Origin of the sequence: Ramlibacter albus, from assembly GCF_014297445.1 — a bacterium.
Taxonomy (GTDB): domain Bacteria; phylum Pseudomonadota; class Gammaproteobacteria; order Burkholderiales; family Burkholderiaceae_C; genus Ramlibacter; species Ramlibacter albus.
Map to the genome: position 1 here is coordinate 35,953 of NZ_JACORU010000009.1, position 20,873 is coordinate 56,825.

Genomic DNA, 20,873 nt, shown 5'->3' on the forward strand with positions numbered 1-20,873 from the left:
CAACATGACCTCTCCCCGCACGATCAAGATCGGTGGCGCCTGCGGCTTCACCGGCGACTCGCCCCATGCCACGCCGCAACTGCTGCAGGTGCCGGGGCTGGACTACCTGATCTACGACTACCTCGCCGAGATGAGCATGGGCATCTTCGCGCGCTCGCGCTCGAAGGGCGTGGGTCGCGAAGGCTGGTCCACCGATTTCATCGAGCAGATGATGAAGCCCAACCTGCGCACGCTCGCCGAGAAGGGCGTGAAGGTGGTGGCCAATGCCGGCGGCGTCGACCCCGTGGGCTGCGCCAATTCGCTGCGCGCCCTCATCGCCGAACAAGGCTTGTCGCTGAAAGTGGCCGCCGTGCACGGCGACGACCTCGTCGGCCGCATCGACGAATTCCGCGCGCCGGAGATGTTCAGCGGCCGCGCGATGCCGCAGCGCATCACGGGCGCGAACGCCTACCTCGGCGCCGCGCCGATTGTGCGCGCACTGGCGATGGGTGCCGACATCGTCGTCACCGGGCGCGTGGCCGACAGCGCGCTGGCGCTCGGCCCGCTGGTCCACGAGTTCGGCTGGGCCATGGACGACTTCGAGCGCATGGCGCAGGGCACGGTGGCCGGCCACCTGATCGAGTGCGGCGCGCAAGTGACGGGCGGCACGTACACCGACTGGTTCGAGAGCGGCGACTGGTCTCGCATCGGCTACCCCGTGGCCGAGGTGGACGCGGACGGCCGCATCGTCATCACCAAGCCTGCCGGCACCGGCGGCGTGGTGAACACCGGCACCGTCTCCGAACAGCTGATGTACGAGGTGGACGACCCGGCCAACTACCACGTGGCCGACGTCATCGTCGACTTCACCGGCGTCACGGTTCACCAGCTCGGCCCCGACCGCGTCGAAGTGCGCGGCGTGCAGGGCCGCCGGCCCACCGACACCTACAAGGTGTGCGCCACCTACCAGGGTGCCTACCGCTGCATGGTGCTCGCGCCGGTGATCGGCGTGGACGCGCCCGCGAAAGCCGAGCGGCAGGCGCGCGCACTCATCGACCGCAACGAGCGCGCCATCGTCGAAGCCGGCCACGCGCCGTTCTCGCTGCGCAGCGTCGAGCTGCTCGGCACCGAGGCCTCGTACGGCGCCAACGCACGCGCGCTACCCACGCGCGAAGTCGTCGCGAAGATCGTCGTCGACCACAAGGACCGCAAGGCGCTCGAAGTGTTCCGTGCCGACGCGCTGTCGCCCATCACGTCGATGTCGCCCGGCTCCACGGGCTGGCACTTCGGCCGGCCCTCGATCTACGCCGTGATGCACGTGTTCTCGCTGCTCGCGCCCAAGTCGCGCATTCCGGCGCTGGTGGAGCTCGACGGCCACACCGAAACGATCACCGGGTGGATCGGCGGCGGCACGGGCGAGCCCGCGCGCGCCCGCATCGAAGGCACCGTGCCCGCGCCCGACGCGAGCGGGCCGATGCGCCGCGTGCGCCTCATCGACATCGCGATCGCCCGCAGCGGCGACAAGGGCGACCGCTTCATGGCGGCGATCATCGCGCGCAAGCCGGCCTACCTGCCGTGGATCCGCGCGGCCCTCACGCCCGAGCGGCTGGGGCAGCACATGGGCCACGTCTTCGACGGCGCCGAAGGCACGGTGACGCGCTACGACGTGCCTGGCCTGAACGCGATCAACCTGCTGTTCGACGGCGCACTGGCGGGCGGGCAACTGGCTTCGCCTCGCCTCGACGCACTCGCCAAGGGCATGGGCCAGCAGTTGCTGGAGCTGGAGCTCGACGTGCCCGAGAGCCTGGACGTGGTGCCCTACGAGCAGCGCGCGGCGGGGCGCCCATGATGCGCATGAGCGATACCGAGCGGCGCGCCCTGCAGTCGCCCTTCCGCAAAGTGCTGGTCGCCAACCGCGGCGAGATCGCAGTGCGCATCGCGCGCGCCGCGGCCGAGCTGGGCATCGCGAGCGTCGGCATCCACTCGACCAACGACGCCGGTTCGGTGCACTGGCGCCGCTGCGACGAGGCGGTTGCTTTGCCCGGCACGGGCGCGGCGGCCTACCTCGACATGGATGCGGTGATCGGCGCCGCGCGCGCAAGCGGCTGCGACGCGGTGCATCCCGGCTACGGCTTCCTCAGCGAGAACGCAGCGTTCGCGCGGCGTTGCGCCGAGGCGGGCCTCGCCTTCATCGGACCGCGACCCGAGGTGCTGGACCTGCTGGGCGACAAGGCGCAGGCCCGGCGGCTTGCGGCCGAGTGCAACATTCCCGTGGCCCGCGGTATCTCGCGGGCCGTGACGCTTGACGAGGCTCGCGAGTTCCTCGCGTCGCTGGGCAGCGGCGCGATCATGCTCAAGGCCCTCGCCGGCGGCGGTGGCCGCGGCATGCGCGTCGTCGAGTCGCCCGACGCACTACCCGAGGCTTTCGCTTCGGCGCAGGCCGAGGCCCGTGCGGCTTTCGGCAACGACGCGCTCTATGTCGAAGAACTGGTCACCCAAGCGCGGCACGTGGAAGTGCAGGTGCTCGGTGACACCGCGGGCGAAGTCGCCCACCTGCACGAGCGCGAATGCACGCTGCAGCGCCGCCAGCAGAAGCTGGTGGAGTTCGCGCCTTCGCCTTTCCTCGACGCAACCATGCGCGCCGCGCTGGCGGATGCGGCGTGCGTGCTGGCGCGCGCGGCCGGCGTGCACACGCTGTGCACCATGGAGTTCCTGGTCGCCCCGGACGGCCGCTTCGTCTTCATGGAAGCGAATCCGCGCCTGCAGGTGGAGCACACCGTCACCGAAGCGGTGACCGGCATCGACCTCGTGCAGGCCCAGTTCCTGCTCGCCGCGGGCCGCACGCTGGAGGTGCTGGGCTTGCAGCAACAAGACATCCCCGCGCCGCGCGGGCTGGCCGTGCAGTTGCGCGTCAACATGGAGCGCATCGATGCGCAGGGCCATGCGCTGCCCGCCAGTGGCACGCTGCGCGCCTTCGACGCACCCGGCGGCGCCGGCGTGCGCATCGACACCTTCGCGCGCGCGGGCTGGACGCCCTCGACCCGCTTCGATTCGCTGCTTGCGAAACTCGTCGTTCATGTGCCCGGCACGCGCGTCGAAGACCTGCTGCTGCGCGCCGGCCGTGCGCTCGCCGAATTCGAAATCGAAGGCGTGTCGACGAACATCGGTTTCCTGCAGGCCCTGCTCGCCGACGCGGACGTGGTCGCGGGGCGCGTGGACACGCGCTTCGTCGAGCGCCACGGCGCGCGCCTCGCCGCGGCCGCGCAGGGCCAGCCTCGCCTGCACGGCGCCGCCCGCGAAGAGCCGGCCACGTCCGGCAACGCCGATGCGCTCGCAGCCGACGATGCCGCCGATGCGGCGGCCGGCGAAGCCGACGCGTTCGCACCGGAGGGCGTGCAGGTCGTCGCCGCGCCGCTGGGCGGCGTCGTCGCGCGCCTCGCGGTGGCCGCGGGCGACACGGTGCGCGCCGGCCAGACCCTCGCGGTGGTCGAGGCCATGAAGATGGAACACGCAGTGACCGCGCCCTGCGCCGGGCAGGTGCTGTCGCTCCACGCCGCCCTGGGCGAGGCCGTGGTCGAGGGCCGCCCGCTGGTGTGGCTCGAGCCCGGCGACGCCGGCGATGCAGCGCACGAAGACGCCGGCATCCAGCACGACCCGGTTGCCGCCCAACGCCTGCAGGAGCTGCGCGACCGCAAGGCCGCCCTGCTCGACGCCGCGCGTCCCGACGCCGTCGCCCGCCAGCGCGGGCGCGGCGCGCTCACCGCGCGCGAGCGCATCGCGCGCCTGTGCGACGCGGGCAGCTTCGTGGAGATGGGCGCGCTGCTGGCACCGGAGAGCGGCGCTGCGGCACCCGCCGACGGCGTCGTGGTCGGCTCGGCGCGGATCGCGGGCCGCCCGGTCATGGTGGCGGCGCAGGACTTCAGCGTCTTCGGCGGCAGCTCCGGGCTCATGGGCCGCAACAAGATCGCTCGTGCGCTGCAGCGCGCGCGCATCAACGGCATGCCGATGGTGATGCTGTTCGACGGCGGCGGCCACCGCATCCAGGACGGGCAGAACTCGCGCCACTTCGCCTCGTCCACCAACATGTTCCAGGAGTTCTCGTACCTGTCCGGCTGGGTGCCGGTGGTCAGCGCCGTGCTCGGCGCCGGCTTCGCGGCCAACACCAACTACTGCGCCATGTCCGACTTCGTCGTGATGGTGCGCGGGCAGGCCGAGATGGGCCTGGCCGGCCCGGCCCTCGTGAAGGCCGGCACCGGGGAGACCATCTCCGGCCAGGACCTCGGCGGCGCGGCGGAACAGGTGGACCGCAACGGCCTGGCCGACCTCGCCGTGGACACCGAGGACGAGGCGTTCGCCGCGGTGCGCGGCTTCCTGTCGTACCTGCCCTCCAATGCGCGGGCCGCACGCGCGGACGTGCAGGCCGTGCAGGAACCCGCAGGCGACGAGCTGTCGCAACTCGTGCCCGCGAACACGCGCGTGGCCTACGACATGCGGCAGGTCGTCGCGCGCATCGCCGACGTCGGCTCGGTCTTCGAGATCAAGCCCACCTACGGCGCCAACATGGTCACCGCGTTCGCGCGGCTGGACGGGCGGGCCGTTGGCTTCATCGGCAACCAGCCGCTGGTGATGGGCGGCATGATCGACAGCGCCGCGGCCGAGAAGACGGCCCGCTTCATTGCCTTGTGCGACGCGTACGGGCTGCCGCTGGTCTACCTGGTGGACGTGCCGGGCATGTCCATCGGCTCGCGCGCGGAGCGCACCACGCTCGGCCGGCGCAGCGCCAAGATGCTCTTCGAACTCGGCCACGCCACCGTGCCGCGGGCCTCGGTGGTGCTGCGCAAGGGCTATGGCCTCGGCTACGTCGCCATGTGCGGCGGCCGCGGGTTCGAGCCCGACACCTGCCTGGCCTGGCCGACCGCCGAAATCTGCGCGATGTCGATCGAAGGCTCGGTGGACGTCGCCTACCGCAAGCAGTTCGCGACCGCGCCGGACCCTGCCGCGAAGCGGCGCGAGATCATCGACGGCATTCGAGCTCGCGTGAGCGCCGTGCAGGCCGCCGAGGGCTTCGGCATCGACGACGTCATCGAGCCCGGCGAAACCCGTGCGCGGCTGATCGACGTGTTCGCGCAGGCGCCTGCGAGGCGGCAGCCGGCCATGCCGCCGAAATTCCGCTCGATCCCGCCGATCTGAAGACCACCATGAAGAACGATGCACTTCCCGCGCTCAAGGCGCTCGATGCGCCCGATGCGCTCGACCCTTCCGGCTTCGAGCGCCTGCTCGCAACTCGCGCGAGCTGCCGCGGCTTCCTGCCCACACCGCTGCCGCGCCCGCTGATCGAGCGCATCCTGGCCGCGACGCAGCGCACTGCGTCGTGGAACAACACGCAGCCGTGGCAGGTGATCGTCACCGACGCGCCGGCCACCGAGTCGCTGCGGCAGGCGCTGCAGTCGCAGCAGCCGGAACCCGCGGGGTTCGAGATTCCCCCGCCCGCGGAGTACCGCGGTGTCTACCTCGAGCGCCGGCGCGCCTGCGGCTGGGGCCTTTATGCGGCAGTGGGCGTCGCCAAGGGCGACCGCGAAGCCTCGCAGCGGCAGGCGAACGAGAATTTCCGCATGTTCGGCGCCCCGCACCTGGCGCTGCTCACGAGCGACAAGGCGTTGGGCACCTACGGCGTGCTCGACTGCGGCGGCTGGGTCAACAACTTCCTGCTCGCGGCGGCGTCGCACGGCGTCGCCACGATCGCGCAGGCCGCGCTCGCGCAGCGCTCGGCGTTCCTGCGGCGCTGGTTCGGCATCCCCGAGGACCGGACGATCGTCTGCGGCATTTCGTTCGGCTACGCCGACACCGCGCATCCCGCGAATTCTTTCCGCACACCGCGAGCGCCGCTCGCCGAAGTCGTGCGCTGGGTCGATCAATGAGCGACAAGGAAACGCCGCTGCGCGGGCTGCGCATCGCCGACTTCTCGCACTTCATCGCGGGCCCGTTCGCCACGATGATCCTGGCCGACATGGGCGCGGAGGTGATCAAGATCGAAAGCGCGGGCACGGGCGACAACTTCCGCCACTACCCGCCCCACATCGGCGGCGAGAGCGTTCCGTACCTCTGGGTCAACCGCAACAAGAAGAGCGTGGCGCTGGACCTGAAGACGCCCGAGGGGCGCGCCGTGGCGCTGGACATCGTGGCGAAGTCCGACGTGGTGGTGGAGAACTTCTCCACCGGCGTGATGGAGCGGCTGGGGCTGGACTGGGCCACGCTCTCGCACGACAACCCGCGCCTGATCTACGCGTCGGTGTCGTCCTATGGGCGGCGCGGCCCGTATGCCAATCGCATCGGCTTCGACCCCGTGGTGCAGGCGGAGAGCGGGTTCATCTCGATGAATGGCGACCCGGCGCAGGAGCCCGGGTATCGTGCGGGCCCTTCGGTCATGGACATCGCGACGGCGATGATGACCGCGAATGCCATCCAGGGCGCGTGGATCGCGCGCCTGCGCACCGGGCGCGGGCAGCTCGTCGAGACGACGATGATCGAGACGGCCATCAACATGCTGGGCAATTTCTCGCTGTCGTACCTGGCCACCGGGGTGAGCCCCACGCGCTTCGGCAACACGCAGGCCACGGCTTCGCCGGTGGGTGCGTTCGAAACCGCGACCGGCCCGATCTATCTTGCTTGCGCCAACGACCGCACGTTCCAGCGCCTTGCGCGAGACGTGCTGCTGGATCCCGCGCTTGCCGACGATCCCGCGTACGCGACAAGCGCCGGCCGCCGCGAGAACCAGCAGCGGCTTCTCTCCGACATCCGCGCGCGGCTGAAGCAGCAGGACCGTGACACCTCGCTTGCGCGAATGCACGAGGCCGGTGTTCCGTGCGGCGCGATCCGCACAGTGGGCGAGGCGATGGACGCGCCGGAGATCAAGGAACTGGGGTTGGTGAGCAGCATTGCGCATCCGACGCTGGGGACGATTCCGAACGTGGGGTTGCCGATGCACTTTTCCGAGACGCCGCTGGCCGAGCCGGTGGCGGCGCCGCTGCTGGGGGCCGACACGGATGCCGTCCTGCGGGACGTGCTGGGTTACGCGCCCGAGCGCATCTCGGGGCTGCGGGAAGAAGGCGTGTTCGGCTGAATCGCCGCGAACGCGCGAGTCTGCGCCTCGACATGCGCGGCCATGCAGTCCGCAAGGTCGTCGCCGAGACCGAGGGCCAACCCGAGCTTGGCAACGGAAAGCCCCGAAGGGGCGAGCGCGGCCAGTTCCTCGGCCACCGCCTGCGCGCGCTGCTCCAGCGCATCCCGCTCGCACGGTTCGGCAATGAGACCGAGCGCATAAGCCCGCGACGCATCGATGTTGCGGCCGAACAGCGACATCTCGGCGGCCAGGTGCTTGCCGATCAGACGCGGCATGAGGTACGCGCCACCCGCAAGCCCCCGATGCACCTCCGGAAACCCGAACTTCGCACCGTGCACCGCAATCACGTGGTCGCTGCACAGGGCCAGCGCCGCGCCACCGCCCAACGCATCGCCCTGCACGAGCGCCACGATGGGTTTCGGGTGGCGAACCATCTCGACATAAAGCGCGAGGATGTTCTGCATGGCCGCGCGGAAGTCCTCGACGCCGAAGCGGCGGAACTCCTTGACGTCGGCACCCGCGCTGAACGCGCGGCCTTGCGCGCGCACGAACACACCATGGCGAGCGTCATCGGCCGCCGCCTCGCGCAACGCCGCGCGCAACTGCGCCACCGTCTCGCCGGACAACGGGTTCAGCCCGTTCTCCGAGACGAGGCACAGCTCGGCGAACACGCGCCCACCGGCGCGGCGCTCGCTGCGTTCGACCTGCGTGCCCAAGCTCAGCCCCGGCCCTTGCGCAGCAAGCGCCCCGGCATCGCGTCACCGGCAACCAGCGCGTCGCGTCCTTGCTCGCGCACAACCACACCATTGACGATCACCGCATCCACGCCGATCGCATCGGACACCAGCCGCGGCTCTCCCGCGGGAAGGTCGTTCACGCGGCGCAGCGGGCCGGCCGCGACGGTATCCGGGTCGAACACCACCACGTCCGCCGAGCGGCCCACCGCCAGCAGGCCGCGGTCGGTGATGCCGAAAACCTCGGCCGGCCGCGTCGTCAGCATGCGCACGGCCTGCTCCAGCGACAGCACCTTCTTCTCGCGCACCCAGCGGCCCAGCAGGTGCGTCGCCTGGCAGGCATCGCACAGCTGGCTCGCGTGCGCGCCGGCGTCGGACAGGCCCAGCACCATGGCGGGGTTGGTGAGCAGCTCCTGCACCTGGTCTTCGTCGTGGTTGGCCAGCGGAATGCGAAAGCGCGCCTGCAGCTCGGTCGCCAGCGCCATGTCGAGCACCAGGTCGACGGGATGGACGTTGCGCTCGCGCGCCACGTCCACCACCATGCGCTCTTCCAGCGCCGGTTCGGCCGCGAACTCGACGATGGCCATCTGCTCGAACGAATGGCGCAGGCCCGGCCACGCGGTGTCCCAGCGGTCGCGGAACTGCTGGCGGAACATGGGGTCGCGATAGATCGCGAGCTTGCCCCGGAAGTCGGCCGCGGCCACGGGCTTGAAGAAGGACATGCCCTCCAGCACGCCGGGCTCGCGGAACTGGAACTCGAAGTTGAGCGGGCGCGGCGTCACCTGCGGCGCGACGCGCAGCCCGCGCCCGGCCATCTCCACCGTCTTCGCGAGCTGGTCGTGATGCGTCGACTTGCCGAAGGCCGAGCCCGCGAGCAGGGCCGACCAGCTGATGGGAACACCCGACTCCACGGCCAGCTGCTCGATCTGCTCGAGCATGAGGCCGGATCCCAGCGTCGTCTGCAGCATGCCGTGGCCGGCGTCGCGCATCGTCGACACGAGTTCGCGCACTTCGTCGAAGGCCGCGGCGCGGCTGGCGACCTGGCGGCCCTGGAAGCCGAGGTGGCCCTGGAACTTGGAGGTGGCGAGCCCCAGCGCACCCGCGTCGAGCGCCTCCTGCAGGATGCGGCGCATCGCGGCGCGTTCCTCGTCGGTGGCTTCGCGCTCGGTCGCCTCCTCGCCCATCACGTACAGGCGCAGCGGCGTGTGGCCCAGCAACGCCGCCACGTTGATCGCCGTGCCGCGCTTTTCCACCACGTCGAGGTATTCGGGGAAGGTCTCGAAGCCCCAGTCGCCCAGGCCTTCGCGCAGCGCGGCGCCGCTCATGCCCTCGACCTTTTCCAGGGTCTGCACGATCAGCGGGCGATGGTCGCGGCGGACCGGCGCGATGCCGAAGCCGCAATTGCCCATCACCACCGTGGTCACGCCGTGCCACGGGGAGATCGACAGCAGCTTGTCCCACAGGACCTGCGCGTCGTAGTGCGTGTGCACGTCGACGAAGCCGGGGCACACCACGCGGCCGGTCGCGTCGATCTCGCGCGCGGCGCTGCCGGGTGCGTCGCCCAGGGCGACGATGCGCCCGTCCTTGATCGCAACGTCGGCGCGGCGGCCGGGCGTGCCGGTGCCGTCCACGAGCAGCCCGCCCGTGATCTTCAGGTCATAGTCGAATGGCACGCGTAGCTCCTTGTTGACGAGGAGCATGATCCGGGGCCGCTGCGGCGCCTGAATCGTCCGAACGGACGAATTTACCGGCGCCAGGCGCGCAGGAAGTCCTCGTCCGCTTCGCGGCTGGCCTGCGGCTGCCCCGCCGGCGTGCGGGAGAAACGCGGTGCCGGGGCGGGCTGGACCACGCCGTCCACGGTGACGAAACCACCGCGAGCCCGATGCTGCGGATGCGCAGGCGCCTCGTCCCAGTCGAGCACGGGCGTGAGGCAGGCGTCGCGCCCCTCGGCGAGGGCGCACCACTCGTCCCGGCTGCGCTGCAGGAAGACCTGCGCCAACTGCGCCTTGAAGGCGGGCCAGCGCGCGCGGTCCCATTGCGCCGTGCGCATCTCGCCCTCAATGGCGCACAAGTCCATCAATTGCGCGTAGAACTGCGGCTCGTTCGCGGCCACGGCGACGTACCGGCCGTCCGCGCAGCGATAGGCGTTGTAGAAGTGCGCGCCACCGTCGAGGTGGTTCTCTCCGCGCCCGCCGCTCCAGCGGCCGCTCGCCCGCATGCCGTAGAAGAGCGACGCGAGCAGCGTCGAGCCTTCGCTCATCGCGGCGTCGACCACCTGCCCGCGGCCGGACACGTTGCGTTCCTGCAGCGCGGCAAGCAGGCCCACGGCGAGCAGCATCGCCCCGCCGCCGTAGTCGCCCACCAGGTTCAGCGGGGGCACCGGCGGCTCGCCCGGGCGCCCGATGGCGTGCAGCGCGCCGCTCAGGCCGAGATAGTTGATGTCATGGCCCGCCACCTGGGCCAGCGGCCCGTCCTGCCCCCATCCCGTCATGCGGCCGTACACGAGGCGCGGGTTGCGCTGCATGCACTCGCTCGGGCCCAGCCCGAGGCGCTCCATCACGCCGGGGCGGAAACCCTCGATCAGGATGTCGGCGCTGCCGGCGAGTTCCAGCGCGGTGGCCCGGCCCTCGTCCGAACGAAGGTCGAGCGCGATGCGGTGCCGCCCGCGCCCGGGCACGTCGAAGCGGCTCGCTTCGGCGCCGATGCGCGTGACCTGCAGCACCTGCGCGCCCAGGTCGGCCAGCAGCATCGCGCAAAAAGGCGCGGGGCCGATGCCACCGGCCTCCAGCACGCGGATTCCCGCCAACGGTCCATTCATCCGCGCCACTATAGGGGGCGCGCTGAGTGTCTCAACCGTCCGAATCGACGATATCCCTAGAATGGGTTCGCGCAGAGCCAGCGCATTGCATGACTTCTACCGCAGTCCCTCCCACCCGCACGCCGCTGCTGCGCAGCCGCGTGATGGCGCAGTCGAGCAAGTTCAACCTGCCCGGCACCAACGCCGCATTGGTGCGCCGCGCGGCGATCGCCGAACGCGTCGAGCGCGCCGCCGCCGCCAAGCTCATCCTCGTGCGCGCCCCGGCCGGCTTCGGCAAGACGACCGCGCTGCGCCAGATCCACGAGCAGCTGAGCGCGGCCGGCGTCGCCACGGCGTGGATCACCGTCGACGCCGCCGACAACGACGTGCCGCGTTTCCTCAGCTGCCTGGCCGAGGCGGTGGCCCGCTTGCAGATCGAGGACGCGGCCGCCACCAGCGCCGACGCCGAAGCCGTGGCCCTGCTCGAGCGTGAAGGCCCGCCCTTCGCCCTCTTCCTCGACGAATTCGAAACCCTGCAGTCGGCCGCCGTGATCGGCCTCGTGCGCGAAGTGATCGAGCGGCTGCCGCGCAACGGGCGCGTGGTGATCGGTTCGCGCAGCCTGCCCGACGTGGGCCTGGGCCGCCTGCGCGTGCGTGGGCAGCTCGTGGAGATCGGCGCCGACGTGCTGCGCTTCAGCGCCGCGGAGACCGCCGAATTCCTGCGCCTGCGCGGCCTGCCCGCGTTGCCGCCCGACACGCTGGAGCTGCTGCACGCGCGCACCGAAGGCTGGATCGCGGCGCTGCTGCTCGTGTCGATGGCATTGGGCAGCCATGAAGCGGCCGCGGACTTCATCCAGCGCCTGTCGGGTTCCGGCGGGGCCATCGCGGAGTACCTGGCCGAGGACGTGCTGGGCCGCCAGCCGCCCGAAGTGCGCGAGTTCCTGCAGCGCACGAGCATCCTGCGGCAGCTCAATGCGCCGCTGTGCCAGGCGCTCGTGCCGCGCACCGACTGCGCCGCGATGCTCGAGCGGCTGCATGCGTCGAGCCTGTTCCTGCTGCCGCTCGAGACCGAAAGCGCCGAGCCCAACTATCGCTACCACGCCCTCTTCGCCAATTTCCTGCGCACGCAGCTCGCGCGCGAGCACCCGGAAGACCTGCTGCGGCTGCACTTGTCGGCCTGCGCGTGGTACGAGTCGGTCGGCCGCCCCGTGCCGGCCATCGACCATGCGATCGAAGGCGGCGACTACCCCCATGCGCTGTCGCTGCTGGAGCAGCATGGCCAGCGCTTCGTCGAGCAGGGGCGCATGCGCCTGCTTGCACGCTGGTTCGCGGCGATCCCGCCCGAGCAGTTGAAGCAGCATCCGCGCATGCAGGCGCTGTACGTGTGGGCCGTGCTCTTCACCCAGGGCGCGTCCGAGGGCATGGCGCTGCTGGCCGCGAGCGGCATCGAATCGAGCGAGGACCCGACGATCCGCGCCCACGTCAACGCGCTGCAGCCGCTGCTGCTGGCGATGCTGGACCGCTACGACGAAGCCAACCCCATCGGCCGCGCGGGCCTTGCGCGCCTTCCCACCGCCGTGCCCTTTGCCGACACGGTGCTGATCAACTGCATGGCGCACGTCACTTCCGTGCTCGGCGAGAAGCGCGAAGCGCAGCGCCTGCTCGACGCCGCGCGGCAGACGCAGAGCAGCAGCGTGTTCAACCGCATGTACACCGAGTCGACCGAGGGCTTGCTGGACATCGAGCGAGGCCGCTTCCGGCAGGCGACCGCGCGCTTTCGCATCGCGGTCGATGCCACGACGCGCGAGGCCGACTACAGCCACACCGGTGGCAACGCGTGGGCCGGCGTGCTCTATGCAGCCGCGATGTACGAGGCCAACGAACTGGAAGCATGCGACCGCTTGCTCAACGTCTACCTGCCGCTCGCGCGCGAGGTGGGCCTGCCCGACCACATGATCAGCAGCTATGCGATGCGCTCGCGGCTGCTGTTCTGGCGCGGTGACGTCGACGGCGCGCTGCGCACGCTCACCGAGCTGGAGACGCTGGGCAACCTTCGCAAGCTGCCGCGCGTCGTGGCGACGGCGAAACTCGAACGCGCCCGCATGCTGATGCGCCAGGGCAATGCCTATGGCGCGAAGGAAGAGCTCGACCGCGCGGACGACAAGGCCGTCTGGGAGCGCGTGGCGCGCCAGCGCCTGCCCGCGCACGACGTGCTGGACATCGGCATCGCGCGCCTGCGCTGGGAGATCCTGTTCGGCGACGCCGCCGAGGCGTTGCGCCGCATCGACGCGGACCTGCCCGCCATCGACGCCGAAGCCCGCGTGCGCCGCAGCCGCAAGCTGCGCGTGCTCAAGTCGATGGCTTTGTGGAAGCTCAAGCAGGTCGACGCGTCAGCCGACGTGATGCGCGACATCCTGCTCGAAGGCAGCCGCGAGGGTTTCCTGCGCCTCATCGCCGACGACGGCGTGCACGTCGCCGGGCCGATCCAGGCGGTGCTGGCGCCGCTGAAGGCCGCGCCCGAGAAGTCCGACCCGATCCTGCTCGAATACGTCCAGCGCGTGCTGGAGGCGCTCGGCCCCGATGCGCTCGCCGCCGAACCCGCGCAAGCGGCCGCGGCCACCGACGTGCCGTGGCAGGTGGAGCCGCTCACGCAGAAGGAGATGCAGGTGCTGAAGCTGCTGGCGGAGGGTTACTCCAACAGTGCGATGTCCGAGAAGCTTTTCGTTTCCGACAGCACGGTGCGCACGCACCTGCGCAACATCAACATGAAGCTGGGCGCGCAGAACCGGACGCAGGCGGTGTCGCTGGCGAGGCGCTACGGGTTGATCCGTTAGTGCCTGTCACCCCGGACTCGATCCGGGGTCCATTGCCGCGAGGTACTGGTCCCATATCTGCTGCACGACCTGGGCCTGAAGCCGGTCCTTCGGCGCCTTCTGCGGATCACGTCCACGCTTCGCGGCCAGCTCGCGCTTGAGACGAATGAAATCGAGCGGATGCACGGTGCGCATCGTCGCCATCTCGCCGTTCGCGCTGACGACGAGATGCTCGAACTTCCGCGCGCTCGCAATCTTCTCGCCTTGGTCCACCTGCACGGCCCAGAAGTCGTCTTCGTCGTCGGACATGGGCATCGGATGCGGGTCACCGTCGACGGCGGTGCGGCGTATCACGTCGACCTCGAACCCGTCGTCGTTGACGGCGGTCTGCAATTGATCTCGCATCACGCGGAATGACGGATCTGCTTTCTGGAGCACGCCAATCAGCGAAGCGGTGTCGCCCTTCTTCAGCGTACTGGCGAACGCGAGGCGTTGCCGGGCGTCGAACAGGAGGTCGAGGTCCCGTGTCGCGAGCGCGCCGGGGTCCGCGAGAACGCCAGCAGCCGTTTCGTAGGCGTAGATCGCGTGCGTGCCGACCACCATGAACTTGTCCGCAAGCCCTGCCGCCTCGAGCGCGGCGAGAATCCGCACCACGATGTTCGGCGTGCGGCCGACGCGATACAACCGGTTGAGCTTGCGCTGCTCCTCCAGCCTGCGCTTGATGGCCTTGAGGCGTTCCTGAGCGCGCAGCTTGCGTTGCTGGAAACTCGCGTGCATCGCCTCCGTCTCGGCGCTGCGCGGCCCGAGCGACTTCTGCGTACCGGTTGCAGATTTGCGAAGCAGATAGGTCCGCCCCCCCGCCGACTTCCAGACCATCGACCCCTTGACCTGTTTCGCCTCGCGCGCAGCTTCCGTGAACGCGCGCCACGTGGCCCGCGCGTTCACCAGTTCGCGCAGCTGGTTCTCGTCGAGTTGCAGCAGGTATCGCAGGGCTTTTTCCCAGTAAATCGGCAAAACCGCAATTTACTGGGAAATTCCTTGAAAATCAATGCCTTACAACCGCTACAACCGCTCAACGATCGTCACATTGGCCATCCCGCCACCTTCGCACATCGTCTGCAGCCCGTAGCGGCCGCCACGCTGTTGCAGCGCATACAGCAGCGTCGTCATCAGCTTCGTGCCGGACGCACCGAGCGGATGGCCCAGGGCAATCGCACCGCCATTCACGTTCAGGCGCTCGGCGTCCGCACCCAGCGCCTGCAGCCACGCCAGCGGCACCGGCGCGAAGGCTTCGTTCACTTCGTACAGGTCGATGTCGGCGATGTTCATGCCGGCCTTCTCCAGCGCGCGCTGCGTCGCGGGGATCGGTGCTTCGAGCATGATCACCGGGTCGTGCCCGATCACGCTCATGTGATGGATGCGCGCGAGCGGCTTCACGCCCAGGCGCTTGAGGCCGCGCTCGCTGACCACCATCACGCCGCTCGCGCCGTCGCAGATCTGGCTGGCGCTGGCGGCGCTGATGCGGCCGCCTTCCTGCAGCAGCTTGACGCCGGCGATGCCTTCGAAGCTCGCATCGGCGCGGATGCCTTCGTCGCGCTTGTGCACTTCACCGGTCTCGGCACCGTTCGAATCGCGCACACGCAGCGGCACGATCTCCGCGTCGAAGCGGCCTTCGCTCGCGGCGCGGGCAGCGAGCTGGTGGCTGCGCAGCGCGTAGCGGTCCAGCGTTTCCTTTTTCAGGCCGTACTTCGTCGCGATCATCTCCGCGCCGACGAACTGGCTGAAGTCGCGGTCGCCATACCGCTTGCGGATCTCCGGGCTCATGTAGAAGCCCATGCCGTTCTTCTGCGGCAGCGCCGACGGCGTGAACATCGGCACGCGCGTCATGCTCTCCACGCCGGCCGCGATGACGACGTCCTGCGTGCCCGACATCACGGCCTGCGCCGCGAAGTGCAGCGCCTGCTGCGACGAGCCGCACTGGCGGTCCAGCGAAGTGCCGGGCACCGACTCGGGCAGGCGCGAGGCCAGCACCGCGTTGCGCGCGACGTTGGTGGACTGCTCGCCCACCTGGCTGACGCAGCCCATGATCACGTCCTCGACCAGCGCGGGGTCGCAATCGGCGCGCTCGACCAGTGCGTTGAGCACTTGCGCTGCGAGTTCCACCGGGTGCCAGCCGGAAAGCTTGCCGCCGCGGCGGCCCCCGGCCGTGCGCGCGGCGGCGACGATGTAGGCTTCTTGTGCCATGTGAGTCCTTCCTTGTGTTGGGTTAACGCGGCGCCATGCGGATCGCGCCGTCGAGGCGCACGCATTCACCGTTGAAGTAGCTGTTGGTGATCATCGTCTCGGCGAGGTGCGCGTATTCGTCCGGGTTGCCCAAGCGCTTGGGGAAAGGCACCGATTCGCCCAGGGACTTGAGCACGTTGTCGGGCAGCGCCATCAGCAGCGGCGTCGCGAAGATGCCGGGCAGGATGGTGTTGACGCGGATGCCTTCGCCCATCAGGTCGCGCGCGACCGGCAGCGTCAGGCCCACGATGCCCGCCTTGGAAGCCGAGTACGCTGCCTGGCCCATCTGGCCATCCTCGGCCGCGACGGAAGCGGTGTTGACGATCGCGCCACGCTCGCCGTCCTTCAGCGGGTCCAGCGTCAGCATGCCGGCGGCCGAATGCGCGATGCAGCGGAACGTACCGATGAGGTTGATCTGGATGATCTTCTCGAAGTCGGGCAGCGGGAAGTGCTTGGGCTGGCCGGTTGCCTTGTCGCGGCTGGCCGTCTTGATGCCGTTGCCGGTGCCGGCGCAGTTGACGAGGATGCGCTCCTGCCCGTGCGCGGCGCGCGCCTTCTCGAAGCCGGCCTTCACCTGCTCTTCGCTGGTGACGTCCACCTTGCAGAAGGTGCCGTTGAGCTCGCGTGCCATGGCCTCGCCGGCTTCCGCGTTGAAGTCGAAGATGGCGACGCGCACGCCTTGGGAGGCGAGGCGGCGGGCGGTGGCGGCGCCGAGGCCGGAAGCGCCGCCGGTGACGACCGCGGCAATCGAGGAATCGAGTTTCATGGGCTCGACTGTGCGCCGCAAGCGCCCGCGGGTCACCGTCCAAACCGACGAATCGCGCCGTCTCCGCACGGCCGGAGCAATTTCGTCGTAACCGACGATTCGGCGCATCGCGGCCGCCCGGAACATGCCCCGCACACTCCAGGAGAGGCGCATGCCGTCCCGTTTCGCGAAGATCGCCGCCGCGCTGGCGCTTGCCGCCGTGGCCTGCCTGCAGGCCCACGCGGCCTGGCCCGAGCGGCAGATCACGCTCGTCGTGCCCTTCCCCGCCGGCGGCCTGACGGACGTGGCCGCGCGCCACTTCGCGCAAGGCCTCCAGGAAGAACTGAAGCAGCCCGTGGTCGTGGAAAACCGCGTCGGCGCGGGCGGCATCATCGGCACCGAGTACGTGTCCAAGGCCAAGCCCGACGGCTATACGCTGCTCGTGAACAGCCCCAGCCACGTCATCAACCAGGCGTTCCGCGCGAAGATGCCGTACGACGCCTTGCGCGACTTCACGCCCGTGGCGCAGCTGCTCAATTCGCCGATGGTGCTCGTCGTGCACCCGTCGGTGCCCGCCACCACGCTGACGGAGTACCTCGCGTATGCCGCGCGGCAGAAGGGTGGCGTGTCGTTCGGCTCCACCGGCGCGGGCGGCACGAGCCACCTGGCCGGCGAGATGCTGCGGCTGGTGACGCGCTCGCCGATGACCCACATTCCCTACAAGGGCGCGACCCCGGCGTTCAACGACGTGCTGGGCGGCCAGCTGCCCTCGATCTTCCTCGACGTGGCGACCGTCGCGCAGCAGGTCAACGCCGGCAAGCTGCGCGCCATCGCGGTGTCGGCCGCGACTCGCAGCGAAGCGCTGCCGACGGTGCCCACCGTGGCCGAACAGGGCTACCCGCGCTACGACGTGTCCACCTGGATCGCGCTGTACGGCCCCGCCAACCTGCCCGAGCCGATCGCCAATGCACTCAATGCGGTGGCGCTGCGCACGATGGGCAGCCCGCGCGAGCGCGACTGGCTCCGGCAGAACGGCGCCGCCGCCGGCGCGATGAACGTCCCCGAGTTCCGCCGCTTCGTGCAGGACGAGCTGGAAAAGTGGACACAGTTCAACAAGGAAGCGCGCGTGCAGGTCGACTGAGCATGGCATCCCCCAGGTTGTTGATCGCCAACCGCGGCGAAATCGCGCTGCGCATCGCCCGCGCGGCGCAAGAGCTCCAATTGCCCACCGTCACGGTCCATTCGGCCGACGACGCGAAGTCGCCGCATCGATTCGCCGCCGACCAGTCCGTCGCGCTGCAGCGCGAGGGCGCGGCGGCCTATCTCGACATCGACGCCATCGTGCGGGCGGCGGTGGACACGGGCTGCACGCTCGTGCATCCCGGCTACGGGTTCCTGAGCGAGAACGCCGCGTTCGCCGCGGCTTGCGAACGCGCGGGGCTCACCTTCGTCGGCCCGTCGCCGGAGGTGCTCGAACTCTTCGGCGACAAGGCGCGCGCCCGCGCCTTCGCTCGCGAACAGGGCGTCGCGCTCGCGCGCGGCACCGCGGGCCCGACTTCGCTGGAGGACATGCGCGGCTTCTTCGCCGCCCTGCCGGCCGGCTCCAGCGCGATGGTGAAGGCCGTCGCGGGCGGCGGCGGCCGCGGCATGCGCCGCGTCGAATCGGCCGCCCAGCTCGACGCCGCGTTCGCGCGCTGCAGCTCCGAGGCGGCCAAGGCGTTCGGCCAGTCCGCCTTGTACATCGAACAGTACGTGGCCGGCGCACGCCACATCGAAGTGCAGGTGGTGGGCGACGGGCGCGACTACAGCCATGTCGGCGAGCGCGATTGCAGCGTGCAGCAGCGTCACCAGAAGGTGGTGGAAGTCGCGCCGGCGCCCGCGCTGGGCGAGGACCTGCGCGCGAAGCTGCAGGCCGCGGCGCTGCGCATGGCGCGCGCCTGCCGCCTGCGGGGCCTGTGCACCTTCGAGTTCCTGGTGGCCGGCGAGCTGGAAGGCGGCTTCGTCTTCATGGAAGCCAACCCGCGCCTGCAGGTCGAACACACGGTCACCGAGGAGGTGTACGGCCTGGACCTCGTGCGCGCCCAGATCGCGATCGCGATGGGCGAGACCCTTGCGGCCGTGGGCCTTGCGCAGCCGGACGTCGGCGCGCCGCGCGGGTTCGCGATCCAGTACCGCATCACTCTCGAAGGTGCGGCCGAGGCGGGCACCGTCACCCGCTTCGACGTTCCCACGGGCCGCGGTGTGCGTGTCGAAACGTTCTTGCACGAAGGCGCAACGCCCGGCACTGCATTCGACCCGCTGCTCGCGAAGCTGATCGTGCACAGCCATGCGCCGCAGTTCGCCACCGCCGCCGACAAGGGCGCGCGCGTGCTGCGCGAGTTCCGGCTCGGTGGCATCGCCACGAATCTCGGCCTGCTCGATGCGATCGCCGCGGACGCCTCGTTCCGCGCCGCCGAAACGAGCACGCGCTATCTCGAATCGAATCTCGACCGCTTGGTGCAGGTCGCGCGGCAGCGCACCGCCGAACGCGCGTCGGAGCTCGTGCGCGCAGCCTCGCGCCCAGAAGCGCAGGCGGCCACCGCCGAGGACGACGACCCGTCGGTCGTGCGAGCCCCCACGCGCGGCACCGTCCTTGAGATCGCCATCGCCGAAGGCGCCCGCATGCGCCAGGGCGATGCACTCTGCGTGCTCGAAGCCATGAAGATGGAGCACGTCGTCACTGCGCCGTTCGACGGCGTGGTGGCGGCCGTGCAGGTCGCACCGGGCGAGCTGGTGGACGCCGGCCGCCCGCTGTTCCTCGTCGAGCCCGGCACCGTCGAAGCGGTGGCCGAAACGGGGACCGAGCGCGAACACGCCGGGCCCCGCATGGACCTGCAGGAAGTGCTGGACCTGCGGCGCCTGCGCGAGGACGAAGGCCGCCCCGCGGTCGTCGCGCAGCGCCACGCCAAGGGCATGCGCACCGCGCGCGAGAACATCCACGACCTGTGCGACCCCGGCACTTTCGTGGAGTACGGCGGCGCGGCCGTCGGCGCCCGCCACGGCGTCGCGCCGCTGGACGAGCTGCGCAGGACGAGCCCGGCCGACGGCTTCATCTACGGGCATGCCACGGTCAACGGTGGCCGCTGCTTCGTCGCGTCGTACGACTACAGCGTGCACGCGGGCACCCAGGGCTTCTTCGGCCACAAGAAGCACGACCGCCTGTTCCAGCTGGCCGAGGACGCGCGCCGGCCGGTGGTGATCTTCACCGAAGGCGGCGGCGGCCGGCCCACCGAGCCCAACAACGTGGGCGGCGCCAACCTCGCGACGGCCACCTTCTTCTCGTTCGCGCGCCTGAGCGGGCTCGTGCCGCTGGTGGGCATCGTCGCGGGCCGCTGCTTCGCGGGCAACGCGGCGCTGCTCGGTTGCTGCGACGTCGTGATCGCCACGCGCGACGCCACGGTCGGCATGGGCGGGCCGGTGATGATCGAAGGCGCCGGGCTGGGCGTGTACCCGCCGGAGCAGGTCGGCCCCGCGGCGATGCACGCGAAGACCGGCGTGGTCGACATCCTGGTCGAGGACGAGGCGCAGGCCGTGCGTGCCGCGAAGCAGTACCTCGGCTACTTCCAGGGCCCGGTGGCCGGCTGGAAGGCGGCGGACCCGGCCGTGCTGCGCGGGCTGATCCCCGACCGCCGCACGCGCGCGTACGACATGCGCAAGGTGATCGCCGCATTGGCTGACGAAGAGTCCGTGCTCGAACTGCGCGCGCAGTTCGCGCCGGGCGCGATCACCGCGCTGGTCCGCGTCGAGGGCCGCCCGCTCGGGCTGATCGCCAACAACCCGGCGCACAACGCGGGCGCCGTGTGCGCCGCCGAGGCCGACAAGTTCACGCGCTTCGCGAAGCTGTGCGACGCGCACGGCCTGCCGGTGCTGTCGCTGTGCGACACGCCGGGCATCATGGTCGGCCCCGACGCCGAGCAGACCGCCATCGTGCGCCACAGCTCGCGCATGCTCGTCGCCGCGGCCAACCTCACGGTGCCCTGGTTCACCGTCGTGCTGCGCAAGGCCTACGGGCTCGGCGCGATGGCGATGGGTGGCGGCAGCTTCCACCACGGCTCGTTCTTCGCCGTGGCATGGCCCACCGCGGAGTTCGGCGGCATGGGCCTGGAGGGCCAGGTGCGCCTGGGCCACCGACGCGAGCTCGAGCAGATCGCCGACCCGCAGCAGCGCGCCGAACGCTTCCGCGATCTCGTCGACCGCCTCTACCAGCACGGCAAGGCGACGCGCTACGCGCCCTTCCTCGTCATCGACGAAGTGATCGACCCCGCCGAGACGCGCGGCTGGCTGCTCGCGGGGCTCGACGCCGCGCGGCCGCGGCGCGACCGCTCGCCGCACAAGTACCAGCCCGGCGTGGACCCCTGGTAGG

At 70.6% G+C, this 20,873-nt stretch carries 13 protein-coding genes; 7 read left to right on the forward strand and 6 right to left on the reverse strand.

Features of this window, described 5'->3' with window-relative positions:
• The first annotated feature begins 4 nt into the window (after positions 1 to 4).
• From H8R02_RS21480 to H8R02_RS21495, 4 genes are read left to right on the forward strand one after another with little or no spacing between them, the layout of a single operon-like run.
• Positions 5 to 1,828, forward strand: a complete 1,824-nt coding sequence (locus tag H8R02_RS21480) for an acyclic terpene utilization AtuA family protein (RefSeq protein ID WP_187083548.1) — start codon at positions 5 to 7, stop codon at positions 1,826 to 1,828.
• Positions 1,829 to 1,833: 5 nt separating this feature from the next.
• Positions 1,834 to 5,169, forward strand: a complete 3,336-nt coding sequence (locus H8R02_RS21485; protein WP_187083549.1) for an acetyl-CoA carboxylase family protein — start codon at positions 1,834 to 1,836, stop codon at positions 5,167 to 5,169.
• Between the two features lie 8 nt (positions 5,170 to 5,177).
• The gene (locus tag H8R02_RS21490; RefSeq protein ID WP_187083550.1) at positions 5,178 to 5,897 is read left to right on the forward strand and encodes a nitroreductase; all 720 of its coding nucleotides are present in this window, start codon (positions 5,178 to 5,180) and stop codon (positions 5,895 to 5,897) included.
• Positions 5,894 to 7,099 carry a CaiB/BaiF CoA transferase family protein gene (locus tag H8R02_RS21495; protein WP_187083551.1) on the forward strand — a complete coding sequence of 402 codons (1,206 nt, stop codon included), beginning with the start codon at positions 5,894 to 5,896 and terminating at the stop codon, positions 7,097 to 7,099. The genes H8R02_RS21490 and H8R02_RS21495 overlap by 4 nt, the downstream gene beginning before the upstream one ends.
• Here the strand turns inward: H8R02_RS21495 and H8R02_RS21500 are convergent.
• The 3 genes from H8R02_RS21500 to H8R02_RS21510 form a co-directional block, all read right to left on the reverse strand.
• The gene (locus tag H8R02_RS21500) at positions 7,048 to 7,815 is read right to left on the reverse strand and encodes an enoyl-CoA hydratase/isomerase family protein (RefSeq protein WP_187083552.1); all 768 of its coding nucleotides are present in this window, start codon (positions 7,813 to 7,815) and stop codon (positions 7,048 to 7,050) included. The genes H8R02_RS21495 and H8R02_RS21500 overlap by 52 nt on opposite strands.
• A gap of 2 nt (positions 7,816 to 7,817) precedes the next feature.
• Positions 7,818 to 9,506 carry an N-acyl-D-amino-acid deacylase family protein gene (locus tag H8R02_RS21505; RefSeq protein ID WP_187083553.1) on the reverse strand — a complete coding sequence of 563 codons (1,689 nt, stop codon included), beginning with the start codon at positions 9,504 to 9,506 and terminating at the stop codon, positions 7,818 to 7,820.
• Between the two features lie 71 nt (positions 9,507 to 9,577).
• Positions 9,578 to 10,651, reverse strand: a complete 1,074-nt coding sequence (locus H8R02_RS21510; protein WP_187083554.1) for a CaiB/BaiF CoA transferase family protein — start codon at positions 10,649 to 10,651, stop codon at positions 9,578 to 9,580.
• A gap of 89 nt (positions 10,652 to 10,740) precedes the next feature.
• Here H8R02_RS21510 and H8R02_RS21515 point away from each other — a divergent pair, with 89 nt between their 5' ends.
• Positions 10,741 to 13,464, forward strand: a complete 2,724-nt coding sequence (locus H8R02_RS21515; RefSeq protein ID WP_255429483.1) for a winged helix-turn-helix domain-containing protein — start codon at positions 10,741 to 10,743, stop codon at positions 13,462 to 13,464.
• A gap of 6 nt (positions 13,465 to 13,470) precedes the next feature.
• On the opposite strand, the gene H8R02_RS21520 is transcribed toward H8R02_RS21515, so the two are convergent.
• Genes H8R02_RS21520 through H8R02_RS21530 form a run of 3 tightly spaced genes read right to left on the reverse strand, consistent with a single transcriptional unit; the run spans position 13,471 to position 16,492 of the window.
• A complete protein-coding gene (locus H8R02_RS21520; protein WP_187083555.1) occupies positions 13,471 to 14,457 on the reverse strand; it encodes a GSU2403 family nucleotidyltransferase fold protein in 987 nt (328 codons plus the stop codon).
• Between the two features lie 48 nt (positions 14,458 to 14,505).
• A complete protein-coding gene (locus H8R02_RS21525) occupies positions 14,506 to 15,687 on the reverse strand; it encodes an acetyl-CoA C-acetyltransferase (RefSeq protein WP_187083556.1) in 1,182 nt (393 codons plus the stop codon).
• A gap of 22 nt (positions 15,688 to 15,709) precedes the next feature.
• Positions 15,710 to 16,492, reverse strand: coding sequence for an SDR family NAD(P)-dependent oxidoreductase (locus tag H8R02_RS21530; protein WP_187083557.1), 783 nt, complete (start codon positions 16,490 to 16,492; stop codon positions 15,710 to 15,712).
• Between the two features lie 151 nt (positions 16,493 to 16,643).
• Here H8R02_RS21530 and H8R02_RS21535 point away from each other — a divergent pair, with 151 nt between their 5' ends.
• Positions 16,644 to 17,612, forward strand: a complete 969-nt coding sequence (locus H8R02_RS21535; protein ID WP_255429484.1) for a Bug family tripartite tricarboxylate transporter substrate binding protein — start codon at positions 16,644 to 16,646, stop codon at positions 17,610 to 17,612.
• A gap of 2 nt (positions 17,613 to 17,614) precedes the next feature.
• Positions 17,615 to 20,872 carry an acetyl-CoA carboxylase family protein gene (locus H8R02_RS21540; RefSeq protein ID WP_187083559.1) on the forward strand — a complete coding sequence of 1,086 codons (3,258 nt, stop codon included), beginning with the start codon at positions 17,615 to 17,617 and terminating at the stop codon, positions 20,870 to 20,872.
• Position 20,873: the final 1 nt, after the last annotated feature.